Origin of the sequence: Phytobacter sp. V91, from assembly GCF_965644225.1 — a bacterium.
GTDB lineage: Bacteria > Pseudomonadota > Gammaproteobacteria > Enterobacterales > Enterobacteriaceae > CBFFRJ01.
The window spans coordinates 20,292-39,862 of sequence record NZ_CBFFRJ010000040.1 but is presented as its reverse complement, the minus strand read 5'-3'; the positions used below and the strand labels follow the sequence as shown (position 1 = coordinate 39,862).

At 53.1% G+C, this 19,571-nt stretch carries 18 protein-coding genes, 1 other RNA gene and 1 pseudogene; 14 read left to right on the top strand and 6 right to left on the bottom strand.

Annotated elements, in window-relative coordinates; genetic code table 11:
- Positions 1-138 precede the first annotated feature (138 nt).
- Positions 139-1,041 carry a carbamate kinase gene (locus ACSZO4_RS10525; RefSeq protein ID WP_437888872.1) on the bottom strand — a complete coding sequence of 301 codons (903 nt, stop codon included), beginning with the start codon at positions 1,039-1,041 and terminating at the stop codon, positions 139-141.
- Between the two features lie 446 nt (positions 1,042-1,487).
- On the opposite strand from ACSZO4_RS10525, the gene ACSZO4_RS10520 reads away from it, so the two are divergent.
- From ACSZO4_RS10520 to ACSZO4_RS10485, 8 genes and pseudogenes are all read left to right on the top strand, one after another.
- Complete coding sequence (locus tag ACSZO4_RS10520) at positions 1,488-2,711, top strand: MFS transporter (RefSeq protein ID WP_437888871.1); 1,224 nt, start codon at positions 1,488-1,490, stop codon at positions 2,709-2,711.
- Between the two features lie 13 nt (positions 2,712-2,724).
- Positions 2,725-4,489 (top strand): annotated as a pseudogene (locus tag ACSZO4_RS10515) (acyl-CoA synthetase FdrA).
- A gap of 16 nt (positions 4,490-4,505) precedes the next feature.
- On the top strand, positions 4,506-5,768 hold the full coding sequence (locus ACSZO4_RS10510) for a DUF1116 domain-containing protein (RefSeq protein WP_437888870.1): 1,263 nt from the start codon (positions 4,506-4,508) through the stop codon (positions 5,766-5,768).
- Positions 5,769-5,811: 43 nt separating this feature from the next.
- Positions 5,812-6,642: a DUF2877 domain-containing protein gene (locus ACSZO4_RS10505; protein ID WP_437888869.1), complete on the top strand. Its 831-nt coding sequence runs from the start codon at positions 5,812-5,814 to the stop codon at positions 6,640-6,642.
- On the top strand, positions 6,599-7,525 hold the full coding sequence (gene allS, locus ACSZO4_RS10500) for an HTH-type transcriptional activator AllS (RefSeq protein ID WP_437888868.1): 927 nt from the start codon (positions 6,599-6,601) through the stop codon (positions 7,523-7,525). The genes ACSZO4_RS10505 and allS overlap by 44 nt, the downstream gene beginning before the upstream one ends.
- A gap of 131 nt (positions 7,526-7,656) precedes the next feature.
- On the top strand, positions 7,657-8,514 hold the full coding sequence (gene mscS, locus ACSZO4_RS10495) for a small-conductance mechanosensitive channel MscS (protein WP_437888867.1): 858 nt from the start codon (positions 7,657-7,659) through the stop codon (positions 8,512-8,514).
- Positions 8,515-8,659: 145 nt separating this feature from the next.
- Positions 8,660-9,301 (top strand): arginine exporter ArgO, encoded by a 642-nt coding sequence (gene argO / locus ACSZO4_RS10490; protein WP_437888866.1) that lies wholly within the window; start codon positions 8,660-8,662, stop codon positions 9,299-9,301.
- 89 nt (positions 9,302-9,390) lie between these two features.
- Positions 9,391-10,125 carry an oxidative stress defense protein gene (locus ACSZO4_RS10485; protein ID WP_437888865.1) on the top strand — a complete coding sequence of 245 codons (735 nt, stop codon included), beginning with the start codon at positions 9,391-9,393 and terminating at the stop codon, positions 10,123-10,125.
- Positions 10,126-10,162: 37 nt separating this feature from the next.
- On the opposite strand, the gene argP is transcribed toward ACSZO4_RS10485, so the two are convergent.
- Positions 10,163-11,062 (bottom strand): DNA-binding transcriptional regulator ArgP, encoded by a 900-nt coding sequence (gene argP / locus ACSZO4_RS10480; protein WP_437888864.1) that lies wholly within the window; start codon positions 11,060-11,062, stop codon positions 10,163-10,165.
- A 165-nt stretch (positions 11,063-11,227) separates the two neighbouring features.
- On the opposite strand from argP, the gene rpiA reads away from it, so the two are divergent.
- Both rpiA and serA read left to right on the top strand, forming a co-directional pair.
- A complete protein-coding gene (gene rpiA, locus ACSZO4_RS10475; protein WP_437888863.1) occupies positions 11,228-11,887 on the top strand; it encodes a ribose-5-phosphate isomerase RpiA in 660 nt (219 codons plus the stop codon).
- Positions 11,888-12,153: 266 nt separating this feature from the next.
- Positions 12,154-13,386: a phosphoglycerate dehydrogenase gene (gene serA / locus ACSZO4_RS10470; RefSeq protein ID WP_437888862.1), complete on the top strand. Its 1,233-nt coding sequence runs from the start codon at positions 12,154-12,156 to the stop codon at positions 13,384-13,386.
- 48 nt (positions 13,387-13,434) lie between these two features.
- Here serA and ACSZO4_RS10465 read toward each other — a convergent pair whose 3' ends face one another.
- From ACSZO4_RS10465 to zapA, 3 genes are all read right to left on the bottom strand, one after another.
- Positions 13,435-14,031, bottom strand: a complete 597-nt coding sequence (locus ACSZO4_RS10465; protein ID WP_437888861.1) for a 5-formyltetrahydrofolate cyclo-ligase — start codon at positions 14,029-14,031, stop codon at positions 13,435-13,437.
- 24 nt (positions 14,032-14,055) lie between these two features.
- Positions 14,056-14,239, bottom strand: a non-coding RNA gene (gene ssrS / locus ACSZO4_RS10460) — 6S RNA.
- Positions 14,240-14,280: 41 nt separating this feature from the next.
- Positions 14,281-14,610, bottom strand: coding sequence for a cell division protein ZapA (zapA, locus tag ACSZO4_RS10455; protein ID WP_437888860.1), 330 nt, complete (start codon positions 14,608-14,610; stop codon positions 14,281-14,283).
- Positions 14,611-14,824: 214 nt separating this feature from the next.
- Between zapA and ACSZO4_RS10450 the strand changes: the two genes are divergently transcribed.
- Genes ACSZO4_RS10450 through ubiI form a run of 4 tightly spaced genes read left to right on the top strand, consistent with a single transcriptional unit; the run spans position 14,825 to position 19,150 of the window.
- Positions 14,825-15,403: a YecA family protein gene (locus tag ACSZO4_RS10450; protein WP_437888859.1), complete on the top strand. Its 579-nt coding sequence runs from the start codon at positions 14,825-14,827 to the stop codon at positions 15,401-15,403.
- A gap of 24 nt (positions 15,404-15,427) precedes the next feature.
- Positions 15,428-16,744: a Xaa-Pro aminopeptidase gene (gene pepP, locus ACSZO4_RS10445; RefSeq protein WP_437888858.1), complete on the top strand. Its 1,317-nt coding sequence runs from the start codon at positions 15,428-15,430 to the stop codon at positions 16,742-16,744.
- Positions 16,741-17,919 carry a 2-octaprenyl-6-methoxyphenyl hydroxylase gene (gene ubiH / locus ACSZO4_RS10440; protein ID WP_437888857.1) on the top strand — a complete coding sequence of 393 codons (1,179 nt, stop codon included), beginning with the start codon at positions 16,741-16,743 and terminating at the stop codon, positions 17,917-17,919. The genes pepP and ubiH overlap by 4 nt, the downstream gene beginning before the upstream one ends.
- A gap of 28 nt (positions 17,920-17,947) precedes the next feature.
- Entirely contained in the window at positions 17,948-19,150 is a 1,203-nt protein-coding gene (ubiI, locus tag ACSZO4_RS10435) for an FAD-dependent 2-octaprenylphenol hydroxylase (protein ID WP_437888856.1), read from the top strand.
- 92 nt (positions 19,151-19,242) lie between these two features.
- On the opposite strand, the gene ACSZO4_RS10430 is transcribed toward ubiI, so the two are convergent.
- A complete protein-coding gene (locus ACSZO4_RS10430) occupies positions 19,243-19,530 on the bottom strand; it encodes a hypothetical protein (protein WP_437888855.1) in 288 nt (95 codons plus the stop codon).
- Between the last annotated feature and the right edge of the window lie 41 nt (positions 19,531-19,571).

The window sequence follows — 19,571 nt, the reverse complement described above, 5'->3', positions numbered from 1 at the left end:
CGGCTCCCTGTTGTGGAAGCCGTTATAGTGCCGCAGATTAAGGATCGGTCAACCGATCCTTAACTGATCGGCATTATCCTTCGGGAAGCCTTTTTTTCGTGTCAATTTAAAGCCTTCGGCTATGGCGGAGGATATTTTTTAGACTGTAATATGAGTTCCTTTCATACCTGCCAGAATCAGCGGTGCATCCTTCAACGCGCCAATAAAAGCGGCGTTGCCGGTTTGTTCCACAAATTGTATGACCGCTGCCGCTTTGGGGCCCATGGCGCCATCCGGCGCGGAAAATGGAGCAAGTTCTTTTGCCGTTACCCTTCGTAGCGCACGCGCCTGCGGAGTACCCCAGTTTTCATATACCGCGTCTGCATCCGTCAGGATCAGCAGATGATCGGCATTAATAGACTTTGCCAGTACGGCAGCCGTCAGGTCTTTATCAATAACGGCCTGGGTACCTGAATAGTTCCCATCCTGGCGGATGACCGGGATTCCGCCGCCACCACAACAGATCACCGTATGCCCGGTATCCATTAGCGTCCGGATAGCCTCGCTGTCGATAATGTTGAGCGGTGTGGGGGAGGGAACAACCCGGCGGATGTACTGTCCGTCGGCGGCCATCTGCCAGCCGTAGCGTTTTTCAAGCTCTGCTTTTTGCTCTGGCTGGTAGACAGGGCCGATATATTTGCCTGGTGAGGCAAAGGCTTCATCATGAGGATCCACCTCCACGCGAGTCATTATTGTGGTGACGGGAGTGCCAGTGGCTGAAGTCAGCTCCTGGGCGATAGCGGAACCAATCATCCCCTGGCTCTCTGCAACCAGAATATCCAGTGGCCAGGCGGGTGATTCGGCGTATGCTGCATTTTGTAGCGCTAACAAACCAACCTGTGGGCCGTTTCCATGCACAATCACCAGCTGGTAATCATGCGCTAATATTGAGGCTACGCTGGCGAATTCCTGAATACTCCGCTGCTGATTTTCTGCGCTAAGAATGTCTCCACGCTGTAATAATGCATTGCCACCCAGGGCAATGACGATTCTCTTTTTCATGATGACCTCGTGATGATAATATTCCGTGGTCAAAATATAAGGTTGTTGAATTTATAATGTGATAAAGGCAACAACTCATTTATCTGAAAAAATGTCTCGGTAATTCTTATCGTATTTAATGGTTTTGTTTAAATTGATTTAAAAATGATTGTTAGAGTTTTTTAATAATGTGGTGGATAATTATCAGGAATTCATAATAATAAATTTTGTGTGACTTCGCTCAAATGAAATGAATGTTGCTGCGGATAAGGTAAGCGCAGCGTTTAGGTATTTGTCAGATAACGTGAGTATTTATACCCGTCATACTTCAAGCTGCCTCTTTGCTGGTAGGGCGAGTTCACCCGGTCACATAGCTAACTATGCTCTCGGTGGTGTTCTCATTTGTCGCGGCGATGCAACTCGAAGTATTTAGGGTGTAATGGGGAATATTTTCAGGGAGATTTCTAATGTCTGAATCATATGAAGTGGCTGACGTCGCAAGGAAGAAAGGAATTCCGGCCTGGTGGGTCACCGTATTCCTGTTTTGGTTGGGCTGGATTTTTATGTACGCTGACCGCACAATACTGAATCCGGTCATGGGGGAACTTGAAAAAGAATTTGGTTTAACGGGAACGCAGTTAGGTATTCTTAATTCCGTGTTCTATTTTTCATATGCATTATTGCAGGTTCCGGCTGGTGTGCTGGGTGACAAAATCGGCAAGAAAAAAGTGTTAGTGCCAGGATTCATTCTTTTTGGCGCTTTTACTGCGGTAACCGGATGGGTCAAAAGTTGGTATGCGTTGTTGTTTGCGCGTGTCGTTACCGGGGCCGGAGAAGGAACTTATTATGGCCCGCAGTATGGGTTGTCTTCAGAGCAGATCCCGAAAAAATATCGTTCACTGGGTAGCGCGATTATAAATAGTGGGATGGCCTTTGGTATTGCGCTGGGGCTGATGTCCTCCAGTTGGCTGGTTTATGATAAAGGCTATTCATGGCGGATGCCATTCTACGCCATGGCGGTGCCTTCCATTCTGGTAGGGGTTGCCATCTGGTTGTTTGTGAAAGAAAAAAAACGTACAGAGAATGTGGAAGGCGGGGCGGTAAAAAAAGGCAAGTTTAGCGATCTCCTGAAAAACCGCAATTTGCTCCTTACCTATATTATGGTGTTCTGTAGCCTGTTTGGATTCTTTGTTATTTTGACCTGGCTTCCCTATTATTTGCAAAATGAACGCGGGATCGCCGGGAGTGAAACCGGGTTTATCTCTTCACTGGTGGCATGGATTTCTATTCCAGGCGCGCTGCTATTTTCCAGTCTGTCCGATAAGTTAGGTAAACGTAAACCGTTAATTATTTTTCTGGTCCCGGTGGCAATCATCAGCATGCTGTCAATCGTCTGGATGCCAAATATGACGGGAGTGGTTGTTGCGCTATGTATTTATGGCCTCGTCGGGAAGCTGGCTCTTGACCCGGTACTGGTTGCGCTGGTTGCGGATAGCGTCGATGAAAGTAATTACAGTACGGCATTTGGTTTATTTAATTTTATCGGGATGAGCTCGTCAATTCTGGCTCCGATTATTGCCGGTGCCGCACGTGATATGACCGGAAGTCTGTCGTCCAGCTTTTATGTTTCAGCTGGTTTGCTGACTGTTGGTCTGGTCGCCATGCTGTTTTTAAAAGAAAAACGCACATAAAGAGGTAGCGGTAATGATTTACGCCTTTATTAAGAAAGGAAGTTTTCAGGACTCCGTCAGCTTAATGATAATTTCCCGCAAACTGAGTGAGCGCCCGGAAGTTGATCAGGTTTCGGTCATGATGGGTACGCCAGCAAATAAATCGATGCTGGAATCAACAGGTTTCTGGCATGAGGATCTTGCTGACGCTACGCCTAACGATATATACCCAGAATACTTCGAGTTGCAGGAGCCAGTGAACCCAAGTCAGTCGTAGGGATAGGTTGTTTAAGCACTACCATCCTGCATCTTGAAGTTACTTGGGTATATGTGTGGCAGTGAGAACCGAAGACCAGCAGGAGGACATTCTTGATTTAATCCATGAGCAGTTGGAGAAGGAGTTGAACGCTATTGCCAGTGCCTCCGGAGGTTCACATCAGCTGATTAAAGCGCGCCGTTGGGAAAGCGCCTGCCAAAAATTGCCTCAGTCCAATTTGCTGCTGGTCTCCGTTGCCGGGGAATACGCTGCATCGGTTGCCAGAGAAGGGCTGCTGGCCAACAAAAACGTGATGCTGTTTTCCGATAACGTGCCGCTGGATCAAGAAGTTGAACTGAAAACCCTGGCCCGCGAACGAGGGTTGCTCGTTATGGGCCCGGACTGTGGAACGGCGATCGTTGCCGGTAGTCCCCTGGCTTTTGCCAACGTGCTGCCTGAAGGGGGGATTGGCGTGATTGGCGCATCGGGAACGGGGATTCAGGAAATGACCTCGCAGATTGCTCTGCGCCAGCAGGGAATTAGCCATGCTATTGGTCTGGGGGGACGCGATCTGAGCGCGGAGGTTGGTGGTATCAGCGCTCTGACTGCGCTTGAAATGCTGGCATCGGATGATGCCACGAAAGTGGTGGCTTTTGTCTCCAAGCCTCCATCTCCGCAGGTCAGAACCCGCATTATTGCGGCAATGCAAAACGTGGGCAAACCGGTTGTTGCGCTTTTCCTGGGAAGTAAGCCGGAACAGCGCCGTGAGGGAAATGTCTGGCTGGCAAATTCGCTGTCTGATGCCGCACAGCTGACGGTGCTGTTAATGCGCGTATCACAACAGTGCCAAATCCATCCGAAAGTAGCTCATAAAGGTATTTATGGCCTGTATGCGGGGGGAACCTTGGCTGCAGAAGCCGCCATGCTGCTCTCTGCTTACGCGGGTGTTCCCGTTAACGACAGCCATGCTGAAGGGGTCATGCTGGAGGCAGGTGGCCATCGTATTGTTGATCTCGGCGATGACAGCTACACCCCGGGCAGGCCGCACCCGATGATCGATCCGACAACCCGCAGTATCGAAATTGAAAAGCTGGCCGCAATGCCGGATGTAGGCGTACTGCTGCTGGATGTCGTGCTGGGCTATGGCGCATGCGCTGATCCGGCAGGCGCGGTGGTCGATGCTGTTGAACATGTGCGCGCAAGGCGCGCCACGCCACTGGTGGTGATTACCACATTAACGGGAACCGATGCCGACCCTCAAGGGCGTGGTGGACAGAGTGAAAAGCTGCGCGAGGCTGGAATTACGGTTGTGGAAACGCTGGAAGAGGCTGTGCTGCTCGCAGTCAACCTGACACATCATCACGATCGGGCGTTGTCATCCACGCATAGCGCACTTCTTGATGGCGTACAGGTTATCAACGCCGGATTGCGTAGCTTCGCCCTGGATTTGCAGAGCAGCGGCACGCCGGTTGTGCATTATCAGTGGGCTCCTGTTGCCGGTGGCAACGCCCGGTTTGCCAGTTTACTCAAACAGTTACACTAAGTTCAGAGGTGCAGATATGTATTCATCTATTGCTCAGGCTAATGACGCCATTATTGAGAAAATTAAAGCGGCACGTCCGCACTGGGTTGCGGTATGTCCGGCCAAAGAAGCCGTGGCTGAATTGTCTTTCGGACGCAAACTTCTGCACGCGGGTCCACCCATTGCCTGGGCTGATATGACTGGCCCGATGCGTGGCGCCTGCATTGGTGCATCGCTGTTTGAAGGCTGGGCTGCCAGTGAGGAAGACGCGGTGCGCATGCTGGAGCAGGGAGAAGTTGAGTTTATTCCATGTCACCATGCGGGGGCTGTTGGGCCGATGGGCGGCATCACCTCGGCAAATATGCCGGTTCTGGTGGTTCGTGATGTTGTGCATGGAAATCAGTCCTGCTGCAATCTGAACGAAGGGATTGGTAAAGTGATGCGTTTTGGCGCCTATGGCGACGATGTGCAAAAACGCTTGCGCTGGATGCGCGATACGCTGGCGCCGGTGTTGCAGGAGGCTCTGTCCCGCATGGAAAATGGGGTTGACCTGACGGCATTGATGGCGCAGGCAATTACTATGGGCGACGAGTTTCACCAGCGTAATATCGCGGCCTCTTCGCTACTGTTACGCACCCTGTCTCCGGTTATAGCCGGCCTGGATCTCCCGAGAGAGGACGTTATTGAAGTTCTGCAATTCCTGAGCGTGACCGATCAGTTCTTCCTCAACCTGGCGATGGCTTACAGCAAGGCGGTGATGGATGCGGCGGCGGAAATTAAAGCGGGATCGGTAGTGACAGCGATGACGCGTAATGGTCGTGAATTTGGTATTCGCGTTAGCGGTACGGGCGATCGCTGGTTTACCGCGCCAGTCAATACACCGCAAGGTTTGTTCTTTACTGGCTACAGTCAGGTTGATGCTAACCCTGATATCGGAGACAGCGCCATTACTGAAACGCTGGGTATTGGCGGCGCCGCAATGATTGCTGCGCCTGGTGTCACGCGCTTTGTTGGCGCAGGTGGTCTGGGGGCTGCGCTTGAAACTTCGGAAGAGATGGCCGAAATCTATCTCAGCAACAACCCGATGCTGCAGATCCCATCCTGGGATTTCAAAGGTGCATGCCTGGGGCTGGATATTCGTCGGGTGGTGGAGACGGGGATCACGCCGCTGATTAACACCGGTATTGCTCACCGGAAGGCGGGAATTGGCCAGGTAGGGGCTGGTACCGTGCGTGCGCCGCTGCTCTGTTTTGAAAAAGCGCTCGAAGCGCTGGCAGAATTGCATCACATTACGGCCTGATGGCAAAAAGGGGCGGTAATGCCGCCCCGGAGTATTGCTAAAGATGATAATTAATGCACTGGGCTATGCCGGGTTTGATCGTTTGCCCGATGGCGAATGGAGGCTGCACAGCCGTTTTAATCAGGCGATCAATTACTGTCGTCCCGACGGTACATTGCTGACGCTGTTTCGTTACGGAAAGGGAATGGGGCCAACCGGGGTGTTGCTGAAGACTGCTGATTTCTCCTGTTTTCGGAACGTGGTGCTTATCATCAAGCAGGGCGATCTTTTATGGAGTTCAGGGGTAACTTTACGCCTGCGTCGTCGACTTAGACTGCGGCTGGCTCCCGCCGCACTGGCACCCGTTGATCTCTCGAACTGCAGCCAACAAAGCGGTCTGTCAGGCGCCCTGAACCAGCCCGTTACCGCTATGCCGTATTTTTCCAACATTATTGCTGAACTTGAACGCTGGCACCGCGGTGCGAATTTCGACTGGCGCTGGCTTGTTGGCAGGGGGCCAGGTTTGACGCCCAGTGGTGATGATGTTTTGACGGGAATGATGGCGGTACTGCATGCTTCTCGCTATTTTCCGCAATTGCAGCATTTTTTACCCCCTGGAGATCAACTTACCTTAATTACAACATCTGTAAGCTGCAGTTATCTCAACAGTGCCAGGATTGGCGAATTTTCGACCCCAATGCTGAAGGTGATGCGTTGTTTACAATCTGGTCGCAACCCCCGCTCAGCAATAAGACGTTTGCTCCAGATTGGGCATACTTCCGGAGCTGATATCTTACTGGGAATAGCGGTCGCGCAATGGTGGTTGCAGATGGTTGATTTAAGGGGAATGCATGCTCGATCAGGAAACAATACGTACGTTTATACAGGTGGCTGAGACGGAAAGCTTCTCTCGTGCAGCCAGTTCATTACATAAAACGCCTGCTGCGATCAGTTATCGTATAAAGACGCTGGAGGAGCAAATAGGCACGCAGCTTTTTTTACGTACCACGCGTTCCGTCAATCTGACGCTGGCCGGGCAACACTTACTGGAGCATTGCCGCCAGTGGCTTAACTGGCTGGACGCAATGCCGGATGAACTTCAGCAGATTAACGCTGGTGTTGATAGGCAAGTGAATATCGTCATTAATAATCTGCTGTACCAGCCGCAGGCGGCCGCAGATTTACTGACCTGGCTGCATCAGCAATTTCCCTTTACGCGCTTTCAGATTTCCCGGCAGGTCTATATGGGAGTATGGGATTCGCTGCTGTATGACGATTTTCAACTGGCGATAGGCGTTACGGGTTCGGAATCACTTTCTAACAGTATCTCGCTGCTGCCGCTGGGGGATATTAGCTGGCAGTTTGTGGTAGCGCAGAACCACCCTTTAGCCAGCCATCCGGCTTCGGTGCTGTCTGACGAGATGCTACGGCGCTATCCCGCAATCAATATTGAAGACACTTCGCGCACCTTAACCCGCCGTGTTGCCTGGCTACTCAGTGGGCAAAAGGAAATTAAAGTTCCGGATCTCAGCACGAAGCTGGCCTGCCATTTACGCGGGCCAGGTATCGGTTTTTTGCCGGAACGGTTGTGCCGTTCTTATGTGGAGTCCGGTGCATTAGTGGGGCGCAATGTCGCCAATACTCGCCAGCCTTCGCCGCTCTCTATTGCCTGGAAAAATGCCGGAAGCGGAAAAGTCGTCGGGGAAATTGTTGAAATATTTAAGCAGAAACACGCCATTGTGAGCGGTTTCTTAAGGATGGTCGATCGACCGGCGTAGACATCTGGCGGTGGATGATTCTGAGTTATGGCTTGCAGAAATGGCATCTTTGATGGTTTTTGTTTACCTTTACAAGGTCGTTTTCGTGAGGGCTATCTCACGATTTTTTTATTTTGACCAGGAAACTAATAATGGAAGATCTTAACGTTGTTGACGGTATCAACAATGCAAGTTCATGGCTGGCCGCCAATCATGCCCTGTTAATCGGTTACGCGGTTAATATTGTCGCCGCTATTGCCATTATCATCATCGGGATGATCGTCGCCAGGGTGATTTCAAATACCGTCAATCGATTGATGAGAGCACGGCATATTGATGCAACAGTGGCGGATTTTCTCTCCGCACTGGTGCGATACGGTATTATTGCCTTCACCTTCATTGCTGCCCTGGGGCGCGTTGGGGTGCAAACCGCGTCGGTCATTGCGGTTCTGGGTGCCGCGGGTTTAGCCATTGGTCTGGCGTTGCAGGGATCGCTGTCAAATCTCGCCGCCGGGGTATTGCTGGTGACATTCCGCCCATTCCGTTCCGGCGAGTATGTCGATCTGGGCGGCGTGGCTGGAACCGTGCTCCAGGTGCAAATCTTCTCCACCACCATGCGCACCGTTGACGGGCGAATCATCGTTATCCCGAACGGTAAAATTATTGCCGGCAATATCATCAACTTCTCCCGCGAGCCGGTGCGCCGCAACGAGTTCATTATTGCGGTGGCCTACGATTCGGATATCGATCTGGTGAAGAAAGTGCTGACCGAGATAATCGAATCTGACGATCGCATTCTGAAAGATCGTGACATGACGGTACGTCTCAATGAACTGGGGGTATCATCGATTAATTTTGTGGTGCGCGTCTGGAGCAACAGCGGCGACCTGCAAAACGTCTACTGGGACGTACTGGAGCAGGTTAAACGTCGCTTTGATGAGCAGGGGATCTGCTTTCCGTACCCACAGATGGATGTGAACGTTAAGCAAGTGAAAGAAACCACCGCGTAGGATAATGCTGCCGGATAAAGTTGGTCTTTATCCGGCGTCTCCCTTCAAATTAGCTCTCCTTATCAGCGATTAATATTTTCAAATTCATCTAATAATTGTTAGCAGGTATAGTCTGTCACCTGCAACTGATGAGTGAGAATTAATTGTGATATTTCATTATTTTCAAGGTGTTATGCTTGGCGCGGCATTGATTCTGCCCCTGGGGCCACAGAATGCTTTTGTGATGAATCAAGGGATCCGTCGGCAGTACCATCTGATGACGGCATTTTTATGCTCGGTGAGCGATCTGCTGCTGATTTGCGCGGGTATTTTTGGCGGCAGCGCCTTGTTAATGCAATCGCCCTGGCTGCTGGCGCTGGTGACCTGGGGAGGCGTGGCCTTCCTGCTTTGGTACGGTTTTGGGGCATTTAAAACCGCAGCCAGCCGGGATATTGTGTTAAGCCAGGCTGAGGTGATGAAGCAAGGGCGCTGGAAAATCATTGCTACTATGCTGGCGGTGACATGGCTTAATCCCCATGTTTATCTCGACACCTTTGTGGTGCTCGGTAGCCTCGGTGGGCAACTGGATGCTGAGCCGAAACGCTGGTTTGCGCTGGGCACCATCAGCGCGTCCATTATCTGGTTCTTCGGCCTCGCGCTACTGGCTTCCTGGTTTGCTCCCCGGTTGCGCACGCCAAAGGCACAGCGCGTCATCAACCTGATCGTCGGCCTGGTGATGTGGGTGATCGCTATTCAACTGGCGAAAGATGGCGTGGGGCATATCCAGGCGCTGTTCTACTCGGCGTAGTCTGATGGACAAAACGGCATATCCCGCTACTCTTGCAGCGAGGCGTGCCGTTTTTTTCGGACGTAATAAAGCAACATGGAGGAGCAACTGTGAAATTCAAAATGATGGCCCTGGCGGCATTGGTGGGATTAAGTGCTATGTCGGTACAGGCAAGTGAATTGCCAGATGGACCACATATCGTCACCTCGGGAACGGCCAGCGTGGATGCGGTGCCGGATATTGCGACTCTGGCAATCGAGGTGAATATTGCGGCGAAAGATGCGGCATCGGCGAAGAAACAAGCGGATGAGCGCGTCGCTCAGTACCTGGGCTTCCTCGAGCAAAATGGCGTAGCGAAGAAGGATATTAGTTCTGCCAACCTGCGCACTCAGCCGGATTACGACTACCAGAACGGCAAAAGCGTGCTGAAAGGCTGGCGTGCGGTGCGCACCGTGGAGGTCACGTTACGCGATCTGGAAAAACTGAACTCTCTGCTCGATGGCGCACTGAAAACCGGGTTGAATGAGATCCGCTCTGTTTCTCTGGGTGTTGCGCAACCGGAAGCCTATAAAGACAAAGCGCGCAAAGCCGCTATTGATGATGCTGTACATCAGGCGCAGCAGCTGGCAGCTGGCTTTAACGCCAAAGTCGGTCCTGTCTACAGTGTGCGCTACCACGTTTCTAACTATCAGCCGTCGCCGATGGTGCGGATGATGAAAGCAGATGCTGCACCGGTTTCTGCTCAGGAAACCTACGAACAGCCGACGATCCAGTTTGCCGATCAGGTTGATGTGGTGTTCCAGCTTGAGCCCGCCCAGGGCGAGCCGCAAGCCGCAGCAAAATAACCTTCTTTCTGAATTCCCTCTTCTGCGGGAGAGGGATTCAGGAAACGTCCTGCCGTAAGACCTTATGACCATATTCCAGCAGTGCATCGGTGACGTTGCGCATCATGCGGCTTTCTGGCGCAAAGCGATGCCAGTAAAGCATACGGCGCTGAAGGAGTCCTGGCGTCAGGTCGATCAACTCACCGGCATTCAACTCTTTTTCGATTTGCAGATGCGGGATCATGCAGCATGTGGTGCCCTGGCGAGCCAGTTGCACAAAGGCTTCAGAGGAGTTGACGATATGGCAGGGGACGCTGCCTGGCGGCAGATCAAAATTTTGCTGTAAGAAAGCCTGGTGCATGTCGTCGAGATGGTCGAAGGCGACGGCGGGGGCTTTGAGTAACGCAGAGCGGGTCACCCCATTCGGGAAATAGCGCTCGGCGAATGCTTTGGAGCCGACAAACAGGTAATCAAGGGCACCAAGTTGATCGACCAGGCAGCTTGGAAGCGCCTGCGGCTGAATACTCACCGCTCCCACCACTTCGCCGCGACGCAGACGTTCCTGGGTGCGGGTTTCATCTTCAACCTGCAGGTTCAGGCGGATTGGCGAGTCGACCAGCACGGGGGCAAGTGCGGGTAAGAGCCAGGTTGCCAGACTGTCGGCGTTGACGGCCAGAGAGAGCAACAGGGGCGTGGAGCCGGTTTGTTCGTCGCCTAACCACTCGTCTTCCAGCAGCTCAACCTGGCGCAGCAGTGCCAGCAGCTTCTGACCTTGTTCCGTTGGGCGCGGCGGTACGGTTCGCACCAGCAACGGCTGACCAAACATATTTTCAAGTTGCTTAATACGCTGCGATACGGCGGACTGAGTGATACACAGCTTTTGCGCGGCGCGCTCAAACCCGCGTTCACGAATGACCGCATCAAGTGCCTGTAACGTTCTGTAGTCCGGACGTTTCATTGCTCTGACTTACTCCTGCAAAATAATTACTCAGCACTATGACATAAAAGTTTATGACTTACAGACGAAAATACGTCTGTTGGTTATGTGACGTGGCTCACAGGGACTTTTACCCCGGCTATGCACTATAATGCGCCCTGAAATTCACATCACAGGCGAATGACCATGACGCAGGATGAACTGAAAAAAGCAGTGGGTTGGGCCGCGCTCAAGTATGTCGAGCCAGGCACGATTGTTGGAGTGGGTACTGGTTCTACCGCAGCACACTTTATTGATGCGCTGGGTACTATGAAAGGGCAGATTGAAGGCGCGGTATCCAGCTCTGATGCTTCCACCGAAAAACTTAAAAAACTGGGTATTACCGTTTTCGATCTCAACGAAGTCGACCGTCTTGGCATTTATGTCGACGGTGCGGATGAGATCAACGGTCAGATGCAGATGATCAAAGGCGGCGGCGCCGCGCTGACGCGTGAGAAGATCATTGCCTCCGTCGCCGACAAATTTATCTGTATTGCTGATGCGTCCAAACAGGTCGACATTCTGGGCACATTCCCGTTGCCGGTTGAAGTTATCCCAATGGCCCGCAGCGCGGTTGCCCGTGAACTGGTTAAGCTGGGCGGTCGCCCGGAATACCGTCAGGGCGTCGTTACTGATAATGGCAACGTGATCCTCGACGTATTTGGTCTTGAAATCATCGATCCTGTCGCCATGGAAAACGCCATTAATGGCCTACCAGGCGTTGTCACCGTTGGTCTGTTCGCCAACCGTGGTGCGGATGTTGCCCTGATTGGTAGCGCCGAAGGTGTGAAAACCATTGTAAAATGATCTGAATGGGGGAGAGCGTCCCCCATGAAAAAAATAATAGATAACTAAATTTGGTGACTTCTGTCACATTTACCTGCCCCTTATTGTATTCCTTTCGCATGCTTTGCCATTTTTAGCATATTCAACTGCCATCAATGGCTGTATGACTTTTCTTCACGGGGGCGACGCAAACGTTCATATTGCTGCAATAGTTTTTTTTGATATGTTGACTACAGCGGATGAATATCCACACAACATCAGTTATGACAAAAAACAGGGTCGGGTAAATGGCAAAGGTATCACTGGAGAAAGACAAAATTAAATTTCTGCTGGTCGAAGGGGTGCACCAGAAAGCACTGGATAGCCTTCGCGCAGCAGGTTACACCAACATTGAGTATCACAAAGGCGCGCTGGACAGCGAGCAGCTCAAAGAGTCTATCCGTGATGCCCACTTTATCGGCTTACGATCCCGTACTAACCTCACCGAAGAGATTATTGCCGCCGCCGAAAAACTGGTTGCGGTCGGCTGTTTCTGCATCGGGACTAACCAGGTAAACCTGGATGCTGCGGCAAAACGCGGTATTCCGGTCTTCAACGCCCCGTTCTCCAACACCCGTTCTGTTGCGGAGCTGGTGATTGGTGAACTGCTGCTGCTGATGCGCGGTATTCCGGAAGCGAATGCCAAAGCGCATCGCGGTATCTGGAACAAACTGGCTGCCGGTTCTTATGAAGCGCGCGGTAAAAAACTGGGGATCATCGGTTACGGCCATATCGGTACGCAGCTTGGGATCCTGGCAGAATCGCTGGGTATGCATGTTTATTTCTATGACATTGAAAGCAAACTGCCGCTGGGGAACGCAACCCAGGTTCAACATCTGTCCGATCTGCTCAATATGAGCGATGTGGTCAGCCTGCACGTGCCGGAAAACGCCTCCACCAAAAACATGATGGGCGCAGAAGAGATTGCGCTGATGAAGCCAGGCTCTCTGCTGATTAACGCCGCCCGCGGTACGGTGGTTGATATTCCGGCGCTGTGCGATGCCCTGAAACGCAAACACCTAGCGGGTGCTGCCATCGACGTCTTCCCGACCGAACCTGCGACCAACAGCGATCCGTTCAACTCGCCGCTTTGTGAATTCGACAACGTGCTGCTGACGCCGCACATCGGCGGATCAACTCAGGAAGCGCAGGAGAACATCGGTCTGGAAGTGGCCGGTAAACTGATTAAGTATTCCGATAACGGCTCTACGCTTTCAGCGGTTAACTTCCCGGAAGTTTCGCTGCCGTTGCACGGTGGTCGTCGTCTGCTGCATATTCATGAAAATCGTCCGGGCATTTTGACCGCCCTTAACCAGATTTTCGCCGCAGAAGGTATCAACATTGCGGCTCAGTATCTGCAAACCACCCCGTATATGGGCTATGTGGTTATCGATATCGAAGCAGAGGAAGATGTCGCGCAGAAAGCACTGCAAAGCATGAAGGCTATTCCGGGCACCATCCGCGCCCGTTTACTGTACTAATTTAGCCGTTCTGTTGCCGGGTGGCGTGTTGGTCACCCGGTAAATCGCTTACCATTGCCACAGCGCTGAGGGCGTGACCACCGCAGGTAGCGGAATATCCCACTGTTCAACCGGTAAGGCATCCACTCGCTGACAATCATGGGCATAGCCGACAGGTTGCAGCCTGTAGCGCTGCCAGTGTTGTAATGTCCTGTCATAAAAACCGCCCCCCATTCCCAGACGCTGGCCCTGTTCATCAAAGGCGACCAAAGGCGTGACCAGCACATCCAGTTGCTCCAGCGGCAGTACATCGCGCACATTCAGCTTCGGCTCCTGAATTTTCAGGCGATTGATGACCAGTTCACTGTGCGGATGGTAGTGCAGAAACAGTAAATTACCCGGGCTGAAGGGATGGAGCACCGGCAGATAAACCCGCTTGCCGCTTTGCCAGAGCTGTTCAATCAGCGGCCGGGTATCCAGTTCGCCATCAAACGAGAGAAATACCGCCACGGTATGCGCCATTACTACTGGCGGGTAAGCCATTAAGCGTGATGCGGCAAGCCTGGAAGATTGTTGTTGCTGTTCTTGCGTCAGATCACGACGACGTTGCCGTACTGATTTACGGATTTCTTGTCGTGATGAAGGAACATCGGGAAGTTGCGTCATGGTGGTAGTGGTAGAAGAAAGAAGGGAATCTCCGAGATGCCGCCGCAGGCTGTAACCCTTGAACCCTTGGTTCAAGGTGAATGTGTCGTCATAGTTTTAAGGCTTCTCGGACGAACCGAGCATGCTCACCAACCATGGAGCGCCACATTCTTGTGGTATGAAATATCGGCTCAGGGGACTGGCCCGCTTGCGAACATCTCAGAGAAATTTTGTCTTCACGGTCACTCTACCATAGTTGACCCTGAAGTGTTATTCAAACTTCTGACCCGGCCTTTCGGATATGCGACCCTGATCAAGCAACGCCTGTTCGATGGTCTGCTGAAGCATCCGAATACGCTGCTCCATACTGGACGCGTAGTCACGGGTTTTTGTCTTTTCCTGAGCCAGTTCATAGCTGATGTTCAGCGCTGCGATAAACACTAACTGCTCAGTATTGGTGACTCTAGTGCGAACTTTCAGATCTTGCAACCGCTGATTCAGATCCTCTGCGGCCTGATTCAACGCATCTTGCTGTTCAGGCGGGCAATTCACTCGCAGTGAACGGCCAAAAATTTGGATATCGACGGGTTGTGCAGACATGCCACCTTCCTGCTGTTTGACTGCGCTCTGCCTTCGTAACCGAGTCCTGGTTGCGAAGGGGCGTCACTATAGCCACCCTGGCGAGAGGATTCAAGCTCTTTGCTATACCTTTAACTGCATGCAAACGCATGTAACGTGAAGCATGACGGGTATATCACCAGGGTCCAAAGTGGTAGCATACCATGAATATTCTCCCCAACGGCGACGAATGCGAATGTCTATACAGAACGAAATACCTGGTTACAACGATGTAGGTAAGTTACTCAACCAACAGGGCGTTGGCTTAATCCCTGCTGAAATGCATGGACTTATTGCGGGAATGCTGTGCGGCGGCAACAGTGACACCTCCTGGCAGCCTATGCTGCATGACCTGACTAACGAAGGCCTGGCCTTTGGTCACGAACTGGCGCAGGCGCTGCGCAGCATGCATGCGGCGACCAGCGACTCGCTGGAAGATGAAGGTTTCCTGTTTCAGCTCTACCTGCCAACAGGTGACGACGTTAGCGTGTTCGATCGCGCCGATGCCCTTGCTGGCTGGGTGAACCACTTCCTGCTGGGTCTTGGCGTGACGCAGCCAAAACTGGATAAAGTCACTGGCGAAACCGGCGAGGCGATTGATGATTTACGCAACATCGCTCAACTGGGTTACGACGAAGATGAAGATCAGGAAGAGCTGGAAATGTCACTGGAAGAGATTATTGAATATGTCCGTGTCGCAGCGCTGCTGTGCCATGACTCATTTACTCGCCAGAAACTGACCGCGCCTGAAGTGCGTAAGCCAACCTTGCATTAATGTGTCTCGTCTACCGGAGGTGTCATGACACAGTCTGAGTTTCTTCGTCGCCGTCAGGCGTTGCTCGCGCAAATGGCGCCCGCCAGCGCGGCGCTCATCTTCGCTGCGCCAGAAGTCACCCGCAGCGCTGACAGTGAGTATCCCTATCGGCAGAACAGCGATTTCTGGTACTTCACCGGTTTTAATGAACCCGAAGCCGTGCTGGTGCTGATTAAAAGCGATGACACCCACAATCATAGCGTCCTGTTCAACCGCGTCCGTGATAAAACGGCGGAGATCTGGTTTGGCCGTCGCCTGGGCCAGGACGCCGCGCCGGAAAAACTGGCTGTAGACCGTGCACTGCCTTTTCCTGAAATCGGCAAGCACCTTTCTTCGCTGCTCAACGGTCTCGATACCGTCTACCATGCGCAGGGAGAATACAGCTGGGCCGATGACATCCTGTTCGCCGCACTGGATAAGCTGCGTAAAGGCTCACGTCAGAACCTCACCGCGCCCGACACGCTGACCGACTGGCGGCCTATCGTCCATGAGATGCGTCTGGTGAAATCGGCCGAAGAAATTGAGGTCATGCGTCGCGCCGGGGAGATATCCGCACTGGCGCATACCCGTGCCATGCAAACCTGCCGTCCAGGGATGTTCGAGTATCAGCTGGAAGGTGAGATCCAGCATGAGTTTAATCGCCATGGGGCACGTTTCCCTTCCTACAACACCATTGTGGGTTCCGGGGACAACGGCTGCATTCTGCATTACACCGAGAATGAAAGTGAAATGCGCGATGGTGATTTAGTACTGATTGACGCCGGATGTGAATACCAGGGCTATGCCGGTGATATCACCCGCACTTTCCCGGTCAATGGCAAGTTCACTCCGGCTCAGCGCGAGGTGTATGACATCGTTCTTGAGTCGCTGGAGACGGCGCTTAGCCTCTTCCGCCCCGGCACGTCAATTCAGGCGGTGAACGCTCAGGTGGTTCGCATCATGATAACCGGTCTGGTCCGGTTGGGCATTCTGCAAGGTGACGTTGAGACGCTTATCAGTGATAACGCCCACCGTCCTTACTTTATGCATGGTCTAAGCCACTGGCTGGGACTGGATGTGCATGACGTTGGCATATACGGTCAGGAACGCTCCCGTGTGCTTGAACCGGGGATGGTGATAACCGTCGAACCTGGGTTGTATATCTCCCCTGACGCCGATGTGCCTGAGGCCTACAAGGGTATTGGCATTCGCATTGAAGATGACATTGTGATAACCCCAGACGGCAATGAAAACCTGACCGCCAGCGTGGTTAAAAACGCTGATGATATTGAAGCGCTGATGGCGGCGGCTCGTCGCTCATGAGTGTCATTATTGTCGGAGGAGGGATGGCGGGGGCAACGCTTGCGCTGGCCATCTCGCAGCTCACTCAGGGCCGTCTTGCGGTACATCTGGTTGAGGCGACGCCCCCAGGTCTTGCAAAGCATCCGGGGTTTGATGCCCGCGCCATTGCGCTGGCCGCCGGAACCTGTCAGCAGCTTTCCCGTGTCGGCATCTGGCCGCATATCGCCGATAACGCAACCCCGATTACCTCCGTTCACGTCAGCGATCGTGGTCACGCGGGTTTTGTCACTCTTAGCGCAGAGGACTATCGTATTGACGCGCTCGGTCAGGTGGTGGAACTGCATGATGTGGGGCAAAAGCTGTTTGCCATGCTGCAAAAAGCGCCCGGCGTCACGCTGCACTGCCCGGACAGAGTGAGCAGCTTTACCCGCAGTGAGCAGGACGTAAGTGTAACGCTGGAAAGCGGTGAGGTTTTCAACGGCAGTTTGCTGGTTGCTGCTGACGGTTCGCGCTCGGCGCTTGGCGCGCAATGCGGCGTCAGCTGGCAGCAGGCCTCCTATCAGCAAACGGCGGTGATTGCCAACGTGACCACCGCGGTGGCTCATCAGGGCCGCGCGTTTGAACGCTTTACCCCGTATGGCCCGCTTGCCATGCTGCCGATGTCGCAGGGGCGGAGTTCGCTGGTATGGTGTCACCCGCTGGAGAAGCAGGAGCAGGTATTAGGCTTAAGCGATGAGAAGTTTTGCCTTGCGCTGCAAAAAGCCTTTGGCTGGCGGCTGGGTAAAATCGTCCATGCGGGTTCCCGTAGCGCTTACCCGCTGTCGCTGACCACTGCATCGTCGGCGATTTCCCATCGCACCGTGCTGGTGGGCAATGCAGCTCAGACGTTGCACCCTATTGCCGGCCAGGGATTTAATCTCGGAATGCGCGATGTGATGACGCTTGCCGAAACGCTCGCGCAAGCCTGGTCTGCGCAACGTGACGTTGGCGGCTATGCCGTCCTGAGTCGTTACCGTGACCGTCGTCATGCGGACAGGCAGGCGACCATTGGCGTGACGGATGGATTAGTTCATTTATTTGCTAACCGCTGGGCGCCGCTGGTGGCAGGGCGTAATGCCGGATTGATGGCAATGGAATTATTTACCCCAGCGCGTGATGCGCTGGCGCAGCGTACCCTCGGTTGGGTGGCGCGTTAAGGCCTGATTCAGGCCTCAGGAGTGGATTGTGCAAAGTGTTGATGTGGCAATTGTTGGCGGTGGCATGGTTGGGCTGGCGCTGGCGTGTGGATTGCAGGGCAGTGGATTACGTGTTGCCGTGCTTGAGCAACAGGCACCGACGCCCGTTAGCGATGACGCTGCTCCTCAGCTGCGGGTTTCGGCCATTAACGCTGCCAGTGAAAAATTACTCACCCATCTGGGGGTCTGGTCAGCCATTACTTCCCGCCGGGTGAGTTGTTACCACGGTATGGAAGTGTGGGACAAAGACAGCTTCGGGCGTATTGATTTTGACGATGCAAGCCTGGGTTACAGCCATCTTGGGCATATTGTGGAAAACGGCGTGATCCAGCAGGCGCTCTGGGAGAAAGCCCGCCAGTGTGCGGATGTCACTCTGCGTGTTCCTGCCACTCTTCAACAGGTGGCATGGGGAGAAAATGAGGCCTTTATTACCCTGAGCGATGGCGACATGCTGACCGCGAGGCTGGTGGTTGGGGCCGATGGCGCAAACTCCTGGCTGCGCAATAAAGCCGACATCCCGCTGACGTTCTGGGATTACCAGCACCATGCGCTGGTGGCGACGATCCGCACCTCTGAGCCGCATCAGGCGGTGGCGCGTCAGGTTTTCCATAACGAAAGTATCCTTGCTTTCCTGCCGTTGGCCGACCCGCATCTGTGTTCCATTGTCTGGTCAATGCCTCCTGAAGAGGCGCAGCGGATGCAGCAGGTGAGCGAGACTGATTTTAATCAGGCGCTCTGCGTGGCTTTTGATAATCGTCTGGGGCTTTGCCGTGTTGAGAGTGAGCGCCAGCTCTACCCGCTCACCGGGCGGTTTGCCCGTCAGTTTGCCGGGCACCGTCTCGCGCTGACTGGCGATGCGGCCCATACCATCCACCCACTCGCCGGGCAGGGCGTCAACCTCGGCTTTATGGATGCCGCAGAACTGATTACTGAGCTGCGCCGTTTGCATAGCCAGGGTAAAGACATTGGTCAGCATATGTATCTGCGTCGCTATGAACGTAGCCGTAAACACAGCGCGGCCATGATGCTGGCGGGGATGCAGGGTTTTCGCGAGCTGTTTACCGGCGTACATCCGGCGAAGAAGCTGCTGCGCGACATTGGCCTTAAACTGGCCGATACCCTTCCTGGGGTTAAACCGCAGCTGTTGCGCGAGGCAATGGGCCTAAATTCCCTTCCTGAGTGGTTACGTTAACTCCGTCACATTTCCCTTCCCGGTGACGGGAAGGGACCCTGTCTCCTCATTTGAAAAATTCTAATTTCACCTCATTTTTCGGATTAGATTTTTTAATCCATCCTTTTTTTGTTGTCGGGAAAAATATCTCTTTTGCAGGCATAAAAACCGCCATCAGGTAGTTTTGTCGGTTTTGGGTATGCTTTTATCCGCAACCCTAACGACTTTTCCAGCATAATATGCTGAAGGGTTTTTGGTGCAAAAAGGTCATAAGCTAATGTGATGACCCATTTTCTCTTATGGTTATACGCCGCTTTCGGTGATAAGTTCAGGCAAAAGTGAACGTTTGCGTCGGCCGCCGGGAACGGTGTCGATGCCTTGTCGCGTGGTGAATCTTTCACCACCAGAAACGTGATAGCCCCGCTTATTCGACGAGGAAAAG